16 protein-coding genes are annotated in these 16,433 nt (G+C 51.5%); 4 read left to right on the plus strand and 12 right to left on the minus strand.

Annotated elements, in window-relative coordinates:
* Positions 1-98 precede the first annotated feature (98 nt).
* The 5 genes from F608_RS34550 to F608_RS0108470 form a co-directional block, all read right to left on the minus strand.
* A complete protein-coding gene (locus F608_RS34550; protein WP_022665195.1) occupies positions 99-470 on the minus strand; it encodes a hydrogenase maturation nickel metallochaperone HypA/HybF in 372 nt (123 codons plus the stop codon).
* 8 nt (positions 471-478) lie between these two features.
* Entirely contained in the window at positions 479-1,156 is a 678-nt protein-coding gene (gene hypB, locus F608_RS0108450) for a hydrogenase nickel incorporation protein HypB (protein ID WP_027362586.1), read from the minus strand.
* Between the two features lie 4 nt (positions 1,157-1,160).
* Positions 1,161-2,219: an ATP-binding protein gene (locus F608_RS0108455; RefSeq protein ID WP_022665197.1), complete on the minus strand. Its 1,059-nt coding sequence runs from the start codon at positions 2,217-2,219 to the stop codon at positions 1,161-1,163.
* 178 nt (positions 2,220-2,397) lie between these two features.
* A complete protein-coding gene (locus tag F608_RS0108460) occupies positions 2,398-2,979 on the minus strand; it encodes a peroxiredoxin (protein ID WP_022665198.1) in 582 nt (193 codons plus the stop codon).
* Positions 2,980-3,294: 315 nt separating this feature from the next.
* Positions 3,295-3,495, minus strand: coding sequence for a hypothetical protein (locus tag F608_RS0108470; RefSeq protein WP_022665200.1), 201 nt, complete (start codon positions 3,493-3,495; stop codon positions 3,295-3,297).
* Positions 3,496-3,967: 472 nt separating this feature from the next.
* On the opposite strand from F608_RS0108470, the gene F608_RS0108480 reads away from it, so the two are divergent.
* The 4 genes from F608_RS0108480 (at position 3,968) to F608_RS0108505 (ending at position 7,807) form a co-directional block, all read left to right on the plus strand.
* Positions 3,968-4,438 carry a cache domain-containing protein gene (locus F608_RS0108480; protein ID WP_027362587.1) on the plus strand — a complete coding sequence of 157 codons (471 nt, stop codon included), beginning with the start codon at positions 3,968-3,970 and terminating at the stop codon, positions 4,436-4,438.
* A gap of 84 nt (positions 4,439-4,522) precedes the next feature.
* A complete protein-coding gene (locus F608_RS34555; RefSeq protein ID WP_022665203.1) occupies positions 4,523-6,535 on the plus strand; it encodes a methyl-accepting chemotaxis protein in 2,013 nt (670 codons plus the stop codon).
* A gap of 91 nt (positions 6,536-6,626) precedes the next feature.
* Positions 6,627-7,025 carry a winged helix-turn-helix domain-containing protein gene (locus F608_RS31215; RefSeq protein WP_022665205.1) on the plus strand — a complete coding sequence of 133 codons (399 nt, stop codon included), beginning with the start codon at positions 6,627-6,629 and terminating at the stop codon, positions 7,023-7,025.
* Positions 7,026-7,471: 446 nt separating this feature from the next.
* Positions 7,472-7,807: a DUF2845 domain-containing protein gene (locus F608_RS0108505; RefSeq protein WP_022665207.1), complete on the plus strand. Its 336-nt coding sequence runs from the start codon at positions 7,472-7,474 to the stop codon at positions 7,805-7,807.
* Between the two features lie 802 nt (positions 7,808-8,609).
* On the opposite strand, the gene F608_RS34560 is transcribed toward F608_RS0108505, so the two are convergent.
* The 7 genes from F608_RS34560 to F608_RS0108550 all read right to left on the minus strand — a co-directional run bounded on the left by F608_RS34560 (position 8,610) and on the right by F608_RS0108550 (position 16,323).
* Positions 8,610-9,272, minus strand: coding sequence for a peptidoglycan DD-metalloendopeptidase family protein (locus F608_RS34560; RefSeq protein WP_022665210.1), 663 nt, complete (start codon positions 9,270-9,272; stop codon positions 8,610-8,612).
* Between the two features lie 8 nt (positions 9,273-9,280).
* Complete coding sequence (locus tag F608_RS0108525; RefSeq protein WP_022665211.1) at positions 9,281-11,746, minus strand: radical SAM protein; 2,466 nt, start codon at positions 11,744-11,746, stop codon at positions 9,281-9,283.
* The gene (locus tag F608_RS0108530; RefSeq protein WP_153307469.1) at positions 11,743-12,021 is read right to left on the minus strand and encodes a hypothetical protein; all 279 of its coding nucleotides are present in this window, start codon (positions 12,019-12,021) and stop codon (positions 11,743-11,745) included. Before F608_RS0108530 ends, F608_RS0108525 begins: the two co-directional genes overlap by 4 nt.
* Positions 12,022-12,150: 129 nt before the next feature.
* Positions 12,151-13,248, minus strand: a complete 1,098-nt coding sequence (locus tag F608_RS0108535) for an ABC transporter ATP-binding protein (RefSeq protein ID WP_022665213.1) — start codon at positions 13,246-13,248, stop codon at positions 12,151-12,153.
* Positions 13,249-13,336: 88 nt separating this feature from the next.
* Entirely contained in the window at positions 13,337-14,497 is a 1,161-nt protein-coding gene (locus F608_RS0108540) for an extracellular solute-binding protein (RefSeq protein ID WP_022665214.1), read from the minus strand.
* A gap of 131 nt (positions 14,498-14,628) precedes the next feature.
* Positions 14,629-15,429 (minus strand): ABC transporter permease, encoded by an 801-nt coding sequence (locus F608_RS0108545; RefSeq protein WP_022665215.1) that lies wholly within the window; start codon positions 15,427-15,429, stop codon positions 14,629-14,631.
* Positions 15,430-15,453: 24 nt separating this feature from the next.
* Complete coding sequence (locus F608_RS0108550; RefSeq protein ID WP_022665216.1) at positions 15,454-16,323, minus strand: ABC transporter permease; 870 nt, start codon at positions 16,321-16,323, stop codon at positions 15,454-15,456.
* Positions 16,324-16,433 lie beyond the last annotated feature (110 nt).

Here is a 16,433-nt window from a genome sequence, read left to right on the forward strand (position 1 = left end):
AAAAAAGGATAGGCCGCCGAAACAACCGGCCCCGCATAGGTTCTCCCTCCTTCCCATGGGTAAAAAAGCAGATGTATTGTCACCGCCCAGGTTTTGGATCAGTCGCCCAGTTCAAGGCGGATCAGATCAAGACCCAAGCCCCCGGAGAAAGAAAGGGATGTGCTGCCGCAGGAGCAGCCCCGGGAAAGATACCGGCCCAGGGCCGGCCTGACCGGTTGATCCAGGGGGATATCCAGGGTGAGGACAGCCGAGCAGGTCTTGCAGGTAAGGGTGACAGGAACGGTCTCAAAGACCAGGATGGCCCCCTGGGCCGGGGTGCCCCGGCTCAAGTGAGAGAAAAAGAGTTCAAGGGATTCAGGTTCAATGGCACTGAACCGTCCCAGGCCCAGGATGACTTTTTTTATGGGCCGGGAACCGGCCTTCTCAAGGGCCATGTCCAGTATACTCTGGGCATAGGGTTCTTCGTGCATGGGCTGTCCTATTCCCTGGTTTGCCCGCTGCAGGTGCAAACCCATTGAAACCAGTCCGCCAGACCGGTCCCGGTCGTACAGCTTACATTGAAAACCGTCAGGGAGGGATTGACCTGAAGGGCGTTGCCGGACAGGTTTTCCGATGACTTGGGCAGATAGGGTTTTAAATCGATTTTGTTGACCACCAGAGCCTGGGAGCGGATAAAGGCCTCCGGGTATTTTAAGGGTTTGTCCTCCCCCTCGGTGAGGCTGGCCACCACCACGGTATGATTCTGGCCCAGATCCCAGGCTGCAGGGCAGAGAAGGTTCCCCACATTTTCAATGATGATCATATCTGTGGTATCCAGATCGGTTTTTTCCAGGACCTGGCCGATCATCCGGGCATCCAGGTGGCACCCGCCCCGGGTGTTGATCTGAATTCCCCGGACCCCCATGGCATTGATCCGGTCGCTGTCCAGACGGGTGTGGGGATCTCCTTCAATCACCAGGATGGAACAGGAAGACTTGAACGCCTCCAGGGTTCTTTCGATCAAAGAGGTTTTGCCGGCCCCCGGAGAGGATACCAGGTTCAGCACCCAGATTCCGCGGTCATGAAAATCCTTTCTAAGCTTGTCAGCTGTGCGGTCATTGGCGCGGGTGACCGATTGTCTTACCTGGATGATATTCCTGTCCGGCTTTGTGTCCATGGCTTCAGGACTCCGCAAGGGGAATCATGGTGATACACCCCTTTGGGCAGGCGGTCCGGCAGAGACCGCAACCGTAACACCGGGAAGGATCAAAGACCACTTTTTTTCTTTTTTTCCCTTTGAGGGTTACATGCTCTCCATCATGGAAAAAGGCCTGGTACTGGCAGCGCTTGATGCAGATGCCGCAGTGGGTGCAGCTTTCTTCCTCCCTCTGGGCCGTGTAATGGACCCGGGGATAGACCCGGTCGCTGTCCAGGAGTCCGGATGCCCTCACCGGAAAACAGCAGCAGGTGCAGCAGTTGCAGAAACCGAAAAGTCCCCGGTCTCCATCGTCCAGGGTGCCGATATGCATCAGGCCATCCCGGTCCGTCTGAATCACAACGGACTTGCATTCATCCTTGGTCAGCTTCCGGCCCAGGCCCCTGTCAAGGGTATACCTGGCACCGTCATCCAGACGGATGCAGGCCTCGATCATGCGGCTGCAGCCCTGGGTGGAACTGCGGCAGTCGCAGTTGACCACGGCATGGACCTCGGCCCGGTCCACCTGTTCCAGGGCCTGTTCCAGAAGAAGGAAATCCTTTTGCTTGATCTGCTGGTAGGCCTGGGGATCTTTTTTGATATTTTCGACCACAGGGGCTATTTTTTCGGCATAATCCTTGAGCCACCAGTCTGCGACCTCTTTTCGAATCTCTTCCGGGATCTGGTCCCAGTTCCCGTACATGGAAAGCTCGTCCAGCCGGTCGTAAAACCGGGCCGGAATATACCTTACCGGCCTGTCTCCGACCTCCCGGTGGTCAAAGATATACCCCACCTTTTTCCCGTCGACTTCCCGGTGCACAAAATGGCGGCGATAGGATCTTTCCAGAAAAATCCGGGCCGGGTCCTCGGCCATGCCAAGCCTTTCCCCCACCTGGGCCGGGTCCATGGTACGGCCGTCCATGGCCAGGATCAGATCGATTTCCCGGGGCTCGGCAAACAGGTCTACATAGGGTGCGATGGCAGGGGGCACCTCAAACATTTCTATGAATTTTTGTATCTTGTCCATGCCTGTATATACAGGCATGGATATATTTAGGCAAGATCCCCTGGAAAAATTATCCCCGCCTGCCCGGAATCTGAAGGATCAGGCCCGGCATTTCCTTCCGGGATTTCTTCGTCACAGGGCGGGCAGGCCCGTCAAAAAGCAGCCGGAACGCCTTGTTCCGGCTGCTTTTCCAGGGAATAAAAACAGGGACTTGATCTTATTTGAAAAACGCTTCAAGACCTTCCTGGGTGGGAGTCATGGATCTGTCCCCCTGGTTCCAGTTGGCCGGGCAGACCTCCCCATGTTTTTCAGTAAACTGAAGGGCATCCACCATGCGAATGGTCTCCGACACATTCCTGCCCAGGGGAAGATCGTTGACCACCTGGTGGCGGACCACGTGGTCTTTGTCAAGGAGGAAAAGACCGCGGTAGGCAATGCCGGCTCCGTCCACCAGCACATCGTAATCCCTGGAAATGGTCTTGTTCAGGTCCGATACAATGGGATAGCCCACCCCCTGGATTCCCCCTTTGGATTTCGGGGTATTGAGCCAGGCCAGGTGGGAAAAATGAGAATCAATGGAAACCCCGATCACCTTTACGTTCCGCTTTTCAAACTCGGCAAGATTATCACTGAAGGCATGGAGTTCAGTGGGGCACACAAAGGTAAAATCCAGGGGATAGAAAAAAAGGACCACATACTGACCCTTGAACTGGGAAAGGGTAAAATTTTCAAGGACCTGATCTTTTTCCACTGCAGTTGCCGTAAAATCCGGGGCATTCTTTCCAACCAGTACACTCATGGGAAACTCCTTATTCTTTTGAATCTTTGTCTAATATTCCAGTATATAACCGTCCTACACACAGGATCCTCTATACAAGACCTGTGCCGGAAACAGGGGTTTCCATTCAGAAAATCGCAACCGCTTGTAATTTAAACTTAAATAAAAGGACAGGGCCCACCGGACAAAAGCCTTATCCATCCGGACACCTGAGACAGATTTGTATATTTCAAATGAGACAGATCAAAGATTATGTCCACGCTCCCTGTTTAAAAAAACAAAGACCCGGCCATTGCCATGGCCGGGTCCTGGGATCCTGGAAGATTCCCCCCGGAATTATTTGATTTTAAGGCGGATGTTATGGGTTTCCATGATGCGGGTCACGGCATCATTCAATTCATCGCGGCTGAGATTGGATCTGAATTTATTCCCGTTGGTGGATATTTCAACCCCTTCGAGATTTTTCTTGGTCAATTTTAACAACACCCCGAGTCCAAAGGTCTTTTCCACTTCAAAGGGTTTATCCTGTCTGCCCATGTCATCCTCCTTTACTTCATCTCAAAGCAGAGACTCTATATTATGAATCGGTCTTTTTCATCTGTATCTTTACATAAAAGGTAAGGATAAAAGAAAATTAATCCAGACCTTTTTCTAAAAATATTGAAAATAGTTATGGTTGGCTAATATTTTCAAACCTCTTGACATGATAAAAACCTCGCCCATGGAATAATCACTTTTTATGAAACCTCAGGCCGGGTTCGTATAAAACGATATCAATGACTGAAAGCATCATTTTTTTCTCATCAAATCTCCTAGTTCCCTTATTGTTTGACTTAAAAAGGTCCATTCTAACTCTTATCCAATCATCAAGATTGGACCTTTTGTCCGGAAAAATAGTCCATTGGACTATTTTCTTCTTAAACGCTTATTGGTAAAGTGTTTGACTGATTTTCATGCTCAAGGAGAGTAAATGGTGTTGGTTGACTTATTTACGAAAAAGGAGAAACAGATGAAGAAAAAATTAACGATTGCAGTACTTGTTTCACTCTTCATGTTTTGCTTTACAGGACTGGTTCCGGCCCAGGAAAAAGCCACCAAGGAAGAATGCATAGAAAAATGCAAAGAGGCTGCCCAGATGGTCCAAGAAAAGGGGCTGGATGCAACACTGGCCGTTATCATGGATAAAAACGGCCCCTTTGTATGGAAGGACACCTATATCTTCTGCATTGATATCGAAAAAAAGGCCAATATAGCCCACCCCATCAAGCCCAAACTCATCGGTAAAAACCTTATGCACGTAAAGGATACCGGCGGAAAACTGTTCTTTGCTGAATTCATCAACACGGCCAAGGGAAAAGGCGCCGGATGGGTGGAGTATATGTGGCCGAAACCGGGGGAGAAAAAGCCGTCCAAGAAAATGACCTATGTATATAAAGTTCCTGGCGAATCCGTATTCATGGCAGCGGGAATATATGAGTAAGACAAATTAGGAAAGCATAATGCCGGCCAGCCTTGCCCTATCGTGGCAAGGCTGGCGTTTTCTTTTCGCTCAGGAGGCCTGATCATGGTTCATTCAAAACTGCAAATGTTTTTTACCATTAAGTCCAAGCTGATTATTTTCGCCTTTGTGGGAGTTTTGGGGGTATCCTCGATCTCGGGAATCAATAAATATTTTGAACATTCAAAGAATCAGGATATTGTCCTGGGGCGGCTGAGCCAGGAGATTGCCACGGCCATATCAAATATCATGTTCATGGAAGAGCAGATGATCAGCTCCTCCGATGACGACCTTTCCGCCTATACCCAAGAGCGCAAATCCCTGGAAAAGATCATGACCCGGGTAAGGGAAACCGCAGACCAGGACGAGATAAAAAAGGCAGCCGATGATATTTTTAAACTGGAGGCCCGCCACGCGCAGATTTTCAAGGACATCTCGGAGACATTGCTGAGAATAGACAAGACAAAGGAGGCCTACAACACCAGCAACGAGACCATTACCTCCCTTTTAAAAACCGTTGTCAAATCCATTGATTACGAAGATACGGAGTTGATGATGGAGGGGGAACTGCTCTCCTCGGAAAAAATATCCGCCAGAAAAGAAACCATTGATTTTTTATTCTTCGGGAATGAAAGGCTCATCAACCTTCTGAGCAATCTCTTTATCTACAACGATCTTGAGAAGTATCTTGCCAAAAGGGATGAGATTGAAAAGGCCATGGACCAGGCCGTAAAAAACCTTACCGTTATCTATACATCGGCCCAGTCCAAAGAGTTTGATGAAAAACTGGCAGAGGTCAAGAAGATCCTGGCCACGGCAAAAGACCAGGAAATCAGTCTGTTGGAGGAGTGGAAAAAGGCCAGGGAACTGATGCCCCAGCTCAATTCAACGGGCAACCAGGTCAACAAAACCGCCGTGAAGATCGCTGAGACCGCCCAGATCACACTCAACAAAAGCATTAAAAAGGCCAATTTCAACAACATCCTTGTTTCCGTCCTGGTGATTTTTATCCTGATCGTTCTCAGCACATTAACCGCCAGGGGAATTCTCAAGCCCATCGGGCAGACCGTGGAAATGCTCAAGGACATTGCCCAGGGAGAAGGTGACCTTACCAAACGCCTCTCCGTAAAAAACAAGGATGAAATCGGGGAACTTTCCGAATGGTTCAATGTCTTTATTGAAAAGATACACACCATCATCAACAGCATATCCCTGAATTCAAATCGTCTGAATACCGAGGCCCTGGACCTGTCAAATATCTCCCGGGAGATGAGCACCGGGGCGGAAGAGACCTCATCCAAGGCAACCAGCGTATCTGCGGCGGCCGAAGAGATGAGCACCAATATGTCCAATGTGGCTGCCGCTGCCGAAGAAACCTCGGTCAACGTAAATACCGTCACTATTGCCGCAGAGAATATGACCTCCACCATCAATGAGATAAAGGGAAATACCGGGGAGACCATGGCCGTCACCAAAGATGCGGTGACCCAGACAAGGGAAACCTCAAAAAAGGTGACCATCTTCGGTGAGATCGTCAAAGAGGTGGGCAAAATTACGGAAACCATTGCAGACATATCGGCCCAGACCAATCTTCTGGCCTTGAACGCAACCATTGAAGCGGCACGGGCCGGAGAAGCCGGAAAAGGATTTACCGTGGTGGCCAATGAGATAAAGGAGCTGGCCACCCAGACGGAAAAGGCCACCACCGAAATAAAATCGAAAATCGGTAATATTCAGAACTCCTCGGGAGAGACCATTCGTGATATTGAAAAAATCTCATTGGTCATAAACGACGTCAACGATAAGGTCGTCAATATCACCCAGGCCATTGAAGAACAGTCAAAGATCACCAACCAGATTGCAGACAATGTATCCAATGCTTCCCAGGGAATCCAGGAGGTCACGGAAAACATTACCCAGAGCTCCACGGTTGCAACGGAAATTGCAGAAGACATAGCCGATGTCAACAGCGCCTCCACCCAGATCTCAGGCAGCAGTTCCCGGGTGCAGGAGAGTGCGGATGCCCTGAACAAGCTCTCCGGGGAACTTGGGGATATGGTCAGTCAGTTTAAGCTGTAGCCGGTCTTTTTCCGGTCCTTTTGTTTTTGATTCAGGACCCCATCCGTGGTATAGGTGGATTCAAAACCAATCCTGATAAACAAAGGACCCGATGACGACCGATAGCCCGTTTCATATCCGCTCAAAGGTCTGGATCGAGGATCCGGACGGTAAGGTTATCTTCGGCCTGGGCCGGTTCCGGATTCTCTCCGCCATAGATAAATGCGGTTCCATCAATGCCGCGGCCAGGGAATTGAAAATGGGATACCGGGCCATCTGGGGAAAGATCAAGGCCACGGAAGAGGGTCTGGGCCGGCCCCTCCTGGTCCGGAACGCCGGAGGCACTGCCGGAGGCGGCTCCCAGTTGACGCCCCTGGCCCGCCGCCTGCTCAAGGAATTTACAAAAGTCCACTCCCATGTACTCTCCGAATCCGACCAGTTCTTCAACACCGTTTTTGAAAAAAAGATCCAGAAGGAGATCCGGTCCGCCCGGGAGGATCCCCCGGCCTAAGTTTTTCATCAAAGGGCCCCTCCTGATCTTATACCCCTCCGGTCATCGTGCAAATCCGGTAAATCCATTCCAGCGAGGGCCACACAACACAAAAGCGCACACGAACAACAGGTTCTGAAGGATCGAAAGACTGGTTGCAGGAAGCTGCGGTTTCGCAAAGGGAAAAATTCCCGCAGCCTCGCCTGATCTTAAACTTGGCCGCTCCAGGAAAAAATAAAACCCGCCAAAGCTCAAACCATTCATCCTTTTGCCCTTCTGCTCCAAAAGGCCTGTAAGGAATCCACCACATCTCCCAAAGCCTCTGCACCGGGAAAATGGACGAAGTCAGCTGTTTTGGGGTGCAGAATAGACATTTGAATATACAATTTTGCTTTCCCTAAAATAAAAATATGCCTATACTCACACGAGATCAGGTAGTTGATAAAATTTGTCTTTAGGAGAAAAAAATGTTTCAAAAAGTCTCAATCCTTATAATAGCCATCTTCATTCTTTTTAATATTGGAATTGCGTTTTCGGGTATTCGTTGCAGAAATGACATTATTTCTGTAGGAGATGCTAAAATATTGGTAGCCAGTAAAATTCAGTCTTGTGGTCAGATTATAGATAAAGATTCTTATACCAAGAAAATAGAAATTTCCTCTGGTAAAGATGATATCTACATTGATAAAAGGATTGATATCTGGTCTGTCCGTATTCAAGAGAGGGGTGAAAACTATTGCTATCCTTTGACTTTTGAAAACGGTATTTTGACCGATATCGGATCTTGGAATAGATGTGATTGATATAACAAAGGCTATCAAGTTAATAGAGTTGACCGAGCTTTAATGGTATCAAGCATGGCTTTGAAAAAGACAGGACTGGAAAAAAAGCATCGTTGGGGCTTCAAAAATTAAAAACGCCCCTTGACCTTGCCCTTTCGAACCTTTAATATGTTCCCCGTTTGTGCATTCGTTGTTACTGAAGTTGATTTTCTTTTTGTTGCTGTAGTTGTTAATTCTGGTGTTCTGACTGTTGTTGATCCTGATGCTCTGAATGATACTGACAAATTTGGGCTGGGCAGCTTGTAGCTGCCTGGCCCTTTCTTTTTTGTTATTGTTGACTGGAAAATTGGATTACCTTCGTCCAGTATTATCTTATCCTAAATTACAAATATGCCGGAACTGACCCTACTCCCCCGGGGGCCTGGGTGGGGTGCGGCGGAGACACCGGGTTCGATCGCGTACAGACGCTTCATGGCGTGGAGCAGAAAAGGAGGACTGTTTGAGCGGATGCGAGTTTTCTCCTTTTGCGGAACGGCATGAAAGAGGCTGTAGGAATCGGGAGCCCTGCGGAGCCGCATCCTGCCCAGGCAGGCTCTCCGTTCATCTTCTATTCTTCCGCCAAACCCTTTCAGAAAACATCCGTTTAAAAGGGAAATTCCGGGAGGAAATCAGGGATGGGGAATGATATCAGATCGTTTCGTTACCATGAAGAATTGAACAATCCGGTCTCAAATGCCTTGGTCAGGCAGGCCTTTCCGGTTTAGGAAGAGGCCTGCCCGGCCAGAAAATTCCATCATTCCGTAAATTCTGAGGATAGGAGACTTTACACCCGGAACAGGGAGAGGGGCGAAGGACAGATCCCGTCCATAATCGCCAGGTCCCTGGCGCTGCAATACCCCTTGGAAAGCCAGCCCTGGTCAATCCCCTTTTGGGTGATGACCTGGAGATGGGTGTGGTAAAACCAGTTCCCGTTCTCATGGAAATCCCCGATCCAGGCAAAGGGTTCTCCTGCTTTGAAGATCTTTCCCGGCGCGGGCAGTTTTTCCCGGTTCAAATGGCCGTACAGGCTGTAAAAGGTTTCAAAATGGGGGCTTTCATGACGGAGCAGGACGTTTCCACCGTAGTTGCCCTCCCCCTCTTCGTAGGCGCTCTCCTGGACCACGGAATCCAGGGGGGCATGCAAAGGGGTGCCAAGATCCACGATGATATCCAGGCCCAGGTGAAAATAGCGCTGTTCCTCTTTCATCTGGGGATAGTGCTTCAATATGGTCTCCCGGTCTTCCAGGTAGGAGGCCAGTCCCCAGGAAAACCGGTTCTTCATGGTCTTGTCCAGCCAGGCCTGGAATGCCTTCTGGTTAAGGATATCCACCTGGTCGAACAGAGGAGAGCCCACGGACATGTCCACCACCAGGGGGTCCCCGGCCAACCCCTTGAACAGAGGTTGAATTTCAACTTTATCGCTATAAGCCACATAGGGGTATTTCATTTTTTACCTCAGGAAACGGGAAAATCATTGGTTTTTATCAGACCCGGAACCCGGACCACAGGGCATCCGTCCCCGGAAATCTCTATTCCTTCCGGGAAGACAAAGTTCTCATCCATGGCCTTATAATAGGATTCATGATAACAATTGAGTTTTATTTCGGCCTCCTTGCCGGTTTTACCAAATCTTGAGGTCAGGCCGTAATCCACCTCGCCCAGTTCCGTGGCAATGATATACCTGGGGATCTCCCGGCCCGAACCTTCCCGTCTGACTTTTGTGGCAATATCGGTTACATCAAAGGAGTCCACAGGATGATCCGCGTTCCATTGGATCTGGACAGGCAGGCCCGCCACGTAGAGATGGTGGAATTCAATACCGGCCCTTCGCAGGGCGTGGGCCAGATCATGGACGGCTTCATCATTGTCGTTGACGCCTCCCAGCAAGGGAACGTTGGCGTATACGGTGATCCCCCTGTTGTTCAGCCGCCGGGCCAGTTGGGTGTGTTCTTCCCGGACATCCCCGGCCAGGAGGAACCATGTCTCGATTTCCAGGCGCAGGGGATTGACCACGGCCAGGCCGTTTATTTCCCCCAGGGCATTGACCGCGGCCCGGGTATATGCTTCCGGATCCGTGGCCAGCTTCACAGAGCGAAGCCGGACAGAGGTCACATGGGGGATCTTTCCCAGTTCCCCCACAATCCTGCGGATATGGGAGAGGCAGTCCACCCCGTCCCGGTCCCCGCCGATAATGACATCGGTGATCCGGTAATCTCCCCGGATATAATCCATCTCCGCCCGGCCGGCCCGGGCATGGATCACCACCCGGGTCCCGTGGAGGCGGGACAGGCCGTCAAGGCCGGTGGGAACAATGGAAGGCTGCCAGGTGCGGGCCAGCTCTTTTCTGAGCCCTTTGATTTCCGATTGGGATGCCGGCGGATTTTTGGGGGCTGTTCTTTCAGGACGGTTCCCGATGAGATACTCATCCTTCCCGATCCGGGCCATGTACTGGATATCCATGGTGCCTTCCCCATTGATCCGGATGTTGTCCAGTTCATTGGCCAGGGGGGCAAATGCCTTGAAATAGTCCGGGGTATAGGGGGTGCGGATCCAGATAAAATTTTCATTGTCCTCCACTCTTTCCACGGCCCAGCCGCTGGAGAACCAGTCCATCTTCCCGATGGGCGTGGCCGTGCATATCCTGGGGATGGCCCGGTCGGACAGATGGGCCCGAAGATGAGAGGCCGTATCGATCCCGCCGGAAAGGGGTTTCCAATAGATGGAATTGCCGTGGATGGGACTGCAGGGAATGTAGATATAGTGCATCTCGGCTCCGGCCCCCCGCAGAAGGGAGAACAACCGGACCAGTTCGGGGCCTTCATCGTTGCACCCGCTCAAAAACGGGGTCTGGATGTAGACGGCGATTCCGCTTTTCACCAGGTCGGAGATAATCTCCAGGCTTTCCGGGGAGACTTCGTCGGGATGGATAAAATGGGTGGCCACCTCCATGCGTTTGCCGTTGCGCTGGAGTTCCAGGCTCTTCTGCTTGAGATATTTCAAGTATTCGGATTCATTTTCCAGAAACATGGCCGGATAATAGGCAATGGACCGGGTGGCCAGGCGCAGGGTCTGGACATGATCCACCTCCATGATGCCGTCAATGGTGGCGGCCATGTTTTTCCGGTTCATGAAGGGATCTCCGCCGGTGACCACGATTTCCTTGATCCCGGGGGAATTGCGTACATGCGCAACCGCCTTCATGACATCTTCCGGCGTCGGGTTTTTCTCGTTCCGGGAGTCCTTGTGTTTTCTGAAGCAGAACCGGCAGTAGACCGGGCAGCTCATGTTGAGCAGGAAGATCACCCGGTTCTGGTACATCTGTTCCAGAAGGCCATCGTGGAACTGGCCGATCCAGGTATTGGTAAAGCCGACGGATTCCAGCTCCTCCACAAAGGGAAGGTATTGATAGGCCACATCCCTTGAAACCATCATCTGCCGGACCGTATGGCGGGAAAGGCGTACCGGATATTTTTCGATCACCTTCTGGAGGGCGGTCTCGTCATTTTCCGGGATGTCCAGGTTGGTCAGGCTGACCAGCTGTTCCGTGTCCTTGATGGATTTAAATCCATGGCCGGGAATCACCTGTTCCAGCAGGGCCGTCAGGAGCAGCCCGGGCAGCCGGATTCCGTTGACGGTCATGTCCCAGCCCCTTCCCTGGGCAATGGTTCCCAGCACAAACTCAAAAAAGCCCCTGGGATCATTCCCATACCCGCAGGACTTGAGAAGATTGGAGAACCTGGTTTCCCCGTCTCCGTCTCCGACAAGGGCTGAAAAATCCCTGCCGCAGAACTGGTCATTGCCGTAAATATCCAGGAAAAAAATCAGCCCGTTTCTCAACCCGGACAGGGGAATGTCTGCCTCTTTTCCGGAATGCTCAAATTTTATCCTAAGAACCTGCTCTTTTGTTGTGTTCACTTTCATACCTCTTCTGCCTTATAAACGGTGTAAATGGTTTTCTCGGGAATCCCGCATCCCATGATCTTTCCCAGAATCCGGTCTTCGCGGCCCGGCCGGACCTTCACCACCAGGTACTCCCGGGACAGATCCATATCAATGACCTGCTGCCACCCGATCTTTTCTTGCTCCAGGAACTCGTAGATCCTGGGGGCCAGGGCCGATCCATGGGGGCGGGCCGTTTCATTCTCAAAAACAATATAGCTGACCCCGGGATCCAGGCCCTTCTTGATCCAGTCCAAACTCTGCTTCTCTGGCCCTGAGCGGGGGATATCAGCCAAGCCTTAATGCCTTTTCAAGCGCACCCCTCCTTGGGAATCGGGCCGCCATGACCCGATCCAGGGGTGCTGAATCTGTTTTTATGTTTTGGTTTACTCTTTTAACAGTCTGCAGTGAAAGGGATCTGCCTTTACATAGACCTCATCTCCCCGTCGGTAGGGAGCCCTCTTTACAAAATTAATCACGTGCAGCACCTGACCCGGAGAGAGTTCGACAAAATAGCTGACCTCTCCCCCCATGTAACTGCGGTCCACGATCCTGCCGAAAAAATAGTTCATGTCCTCCTGCCGGGCAAAATCGGAATTGTATCCCAGTGTCATCTTCTGGGCACGGATGACGATTTCGGCCCGGTCCCCTCTGGAGAATTCCCCGGCCGGATTGACCAGGCAGAGGCTGTCGTCATCGAGCCTGGCCTTCAGATATCCGTCCTGTTCTCCCTCCACGGCCGCTTTCAGAAAATTGGAGTGTCCCAGAAAATCGGCTACAAAATGATTGGCCGAATCGTTGTACACCTCTTCGGGAGTTCCCTCCTGCTGGATAAATCCGTCCTTCATCACCACGACCTTGTCCGACATGGACAGGGCCTCTCTCTGGTCATGGGTGACAAAAATGGTGGTCACCCCAAGGTCCTGCTGGAGATTGTCGATCTCCCGCCGCATATCCTCCCGAAGGTTCTCATCCAGGGCAGACAGGGGCTCATCCATGAGCAGGACATCCGGTTCAATGACAATGGCACGGGCCAGGGCGATCCGCTGCTGCTGCCCCCCGGAAAGCTGGGAGGGCATCCGGTTTCCGACCCCGGGCAGCCGGACCGTTTCCAGGGCCTTCTCAACCTTTTCCTTCATGATTGATTTGGAAACATCCCTGTACTTGAGACCGAATGCCACATTGTCGAAAATGGTCTTGTGGGGAAACAGGGCATAGTTCTGGAAGATCATTCCCAGGTTCCGCCGATGAATGGGAAGGTCGTTGATCCGTTTGCCTTTTATGAAAATATCTCCCCGGGTGGGGGTTTCCAGGCCGGCCAGCATTCTCAGCAATGTGGTCTTGCCGCACCCGGAAGGGCCCAGAAGGGTTACCAGGGCCCCCTCGGGAACATCCAGGTCCATTTCCTTTACCGCCACCACTTTTCCAAACCGTTTCTCCACCCCTTGGAACCGGACAAATGACGGATTCTTTTCTTGACTCAAAATAATTGTCTCCCAAACGATTCGAGAATTTTTTCAGCAGGCCCCGGTCCTGTTCCGGGTCCGGGGCCTGCCCATGGTTTTCGCCAGGTTATTTGCCGGCCATGATCCTGTCCCATTTCTCGGCCCATTCAATCTGTTTTCCGTTCCAATACCCCGGATTGGCGAACTTATAGCCCTTTAGTGTGCCTGTGGCGTCAAAGCCGGGCAGACTGGAGACTTCCGCTGGAATCTTGACCTTTCTCGGGTCAAGGCTGGGCGGATAGCTCTGGCCTGAGGCAATGGCAAATGCGCATTCCGGGGCCAGCATATAGTTGAGCAGTTTATGGGCGTCATCCAGGTTGGTTCCCTTCATGACAAAGATGCATTCCTGCCAGGAAAAGGCCCCGTCGGGAACCAGGAGTTTGAGATGGGTATGTCCCTGGTTCTGGAGGGTCTTTACCCTTCCGGACCATACAATGGAGGCGTAGACCTCCTCGTTGGCCAAAAGGCTCATCTGTTCCGCTCCCGAGGCCCAGTATTTCTTGATCAGGCCGCGCTGCTCTTTCAGGGCCGCCCATACGGCCTTGATATCTTTGATATCATTGGGATCCTGTCCGGTTTTGAGTGCCGCATACCAGATATTGGTTCTCCAGTCGGTCCAGGAACCCAGCTTGCCCTTCAGATCCTTGTCCCATAAAAGGGCGGCACCCAGCTTCTCGGCTTTCTCGTCGGAGACATGTTTGGAGTTGTAGGCAATGGTGGTCAATCCGTAATCATAGGGCACGGCGGACAATTTACCGTTGGTAATGGCCCGGTAGGGCTCCATGATGGCCGGCATGACCGTTTCCAGGTTCGGGATCTTGGTCTCGTCCAGGACCACGTCAAATCCCAGGTCCACGTAGCGTTTATAGTCAAACACCCCGGAAAGATGGGCCAGGTTGTACTCCCCCCCCGGAGGATAGGAAGCCTTCACCCGGGTCAGGTAGGAGTCTGCATTCCCGAATTCCCCGTCGATCACCTTGATGCCCGTGGCATCGGTAAAGGGTTTGAAGGCATATTTCCTGAAGGCTTCGGAGACCGTGCCCCCCCATCCGTCAAACCGGATGGACTTGGCGGCCATGGCATTCCGGATCATCCCGAAGGGGCCGCCCACAAGTCCCAGGGCCGCGCCGGAAAGTCCCAGGTATTTTACAAAGTCACGCCTTGAAACACTGCCTTCCATAAACTTTTCATAGACATCATCCAATCTCTGGCCCAGTTTTTCTCCCATGTTTTTTCTCCTTTTGGGTTGATCCGGATATGTATCGAAAATTTTCCGGAATATTATTCTTGTTTACCATTCAATGATCCCTGGGACAGCCATCTTTAAAACAGGTTCCATCCCGTTTATCTCTTTCTCCTTTATTTGCCCATGCCCTTTGCAAACTTTCTTGAAATATATCCTGCAAGAAGAGGGGTGGATACGGTAAGAACGATCATGACCGCCCCCAAGGCGTTGATCTCCGGGCTGATGGAGTTTCTGAGCATACCGAATATCTTCACCGGCACGGTCTGATTCTGGGCCGTGGCCCAGAACAAAGTTGCCGTAACATCATCAAATGAAATGGTAAAGGAGAAGAGCATACCGGCAAAAACCGCCGGGGCCAGCAGGGGAAATGTGATTGACCAGAATGTCTGGAAGGGACTGGCTCCCAGGGACATGGCTGCCTCTTCGTACTCTTTTTTAATCCCCACAAGCCTGGCCTGGACAATGAGCAGAACATAGGGAAGGGTCAGGACCACATGGCCGATGAGCAGCATGGCAAAGCTCTTGGGCTGCTGAAGCCAGCGGATGAACAGCAGAAGGGCCACCCCCAGCACCACCTCGGGAATCATGATGGGTGCGATGAGCAGGGTGTTAAAAAAATCCTTGCCCTTAAAATCGTACCGGATAAAGGCCATGGCCGCAGGAACCCCTATGGCGGTGGAAAAGACAGCGGTCAGGGATCCCAGAACAAGGGAGTTTTTAAATGCATCCAGAATGGAGGAATTATGGGAGAGCTTGACAAACCATTTAAAGCTGAACCCTTCCATGGGAAAGGAGCCGAACTGATGGGGGTTAAAAGCCAGGATGACCACCGCCACAATGGGGGCAAACATCCAGACATAGACCAGGAGGGTATAGAGTTTAATGAGTGTCCATCCTGAAATCAATCTTTTCATATCCATCCCCGGGATCTGTTTGGGTTAAGGTTCATTGCTCAGGGTCTTGAAGATCTGGCTGATCCCCATGTACCGGTTATAGGTGTAAACGATGATGACCAGAAGAATGAGCAGAATCGTGCTGATGGCCGAACCAAAGGGCCAGTCCAGGGTTCCGATCACCCGCTTGAAAATCAGATTGGCGATCATCTCATTGCCCGGACCGCCAAGGATCATGGGCGGCAGATAGGTGCCGCAGGTCAGGACAAAAACCAGGAGGCAGCCGGCACTGACCCCGGGAAGGCTCAGGGGCAGGGTCACCTCCCTGAAGGCCTGCCATTCGGTACATCCCAGGCTCTTGGCTGCTTCGGCCAGACTCTTGTCGATGCCGTCCAGACTGACGTAGATATTGAGAATCATGAAAGGGAGCAGGTATTGCAGCAGACCCATGATCACGGCGCCTTCGTTGTAAAGCATGGCCAGGGGTTCCTGGAGAAGCCCTGTTTTCATGAGCAGGTGATTAATGAGGCCTGAATCTCCCAGGATATTGATCCAGCTCAAAGTCCGGATGATAAAGCTGATCCAGAAGGGCAGCATGACCAGGATCATTAAAAAGGGCTTGAGTTTTGATTCGGTCTTATAAAAAAAATAGGCCGGGATATACCCCATGACCAGGCAGAGAAAAACAGTTTCCAGGGCCACCCGCAGGGTTTTGAGAAGAATGGAGGGATAAAAGAAATCAGCAAAGAACTTGGCGTAATTGCCCAGTTGAAAAGCCGGGATATCCTGGCCGCTGGGAGCCCTGAGCCAGAAGCTGTAGACCACCACAAAACAGACCGGGACCACCAATAACAGGAAAACCGCTGTCAGCGAGGGGGACAAAAGCAGCCAGGGTTTCCACTTTTTTTCTTCCATAGACCTTTCCGGAAATCAAAGATTTTTACAAAAGGGCGGACCGTCTGGAGGCTCTACCGCCTTTTGCTGTTCATGATGCCTGCCCGTAACCGGCAGACACCTGCCCGCGC

The organism is Desulfospira joergensenii DSM 10085, assembly GCF_000420085.1.
GTDB classification, from domain to species: Bacteria; Desulfobacterota; Desulfobacteria; order Desulfobacterales; family Desulfobacteraceae; genus Desulfospira; species Desulfospira joergensenii.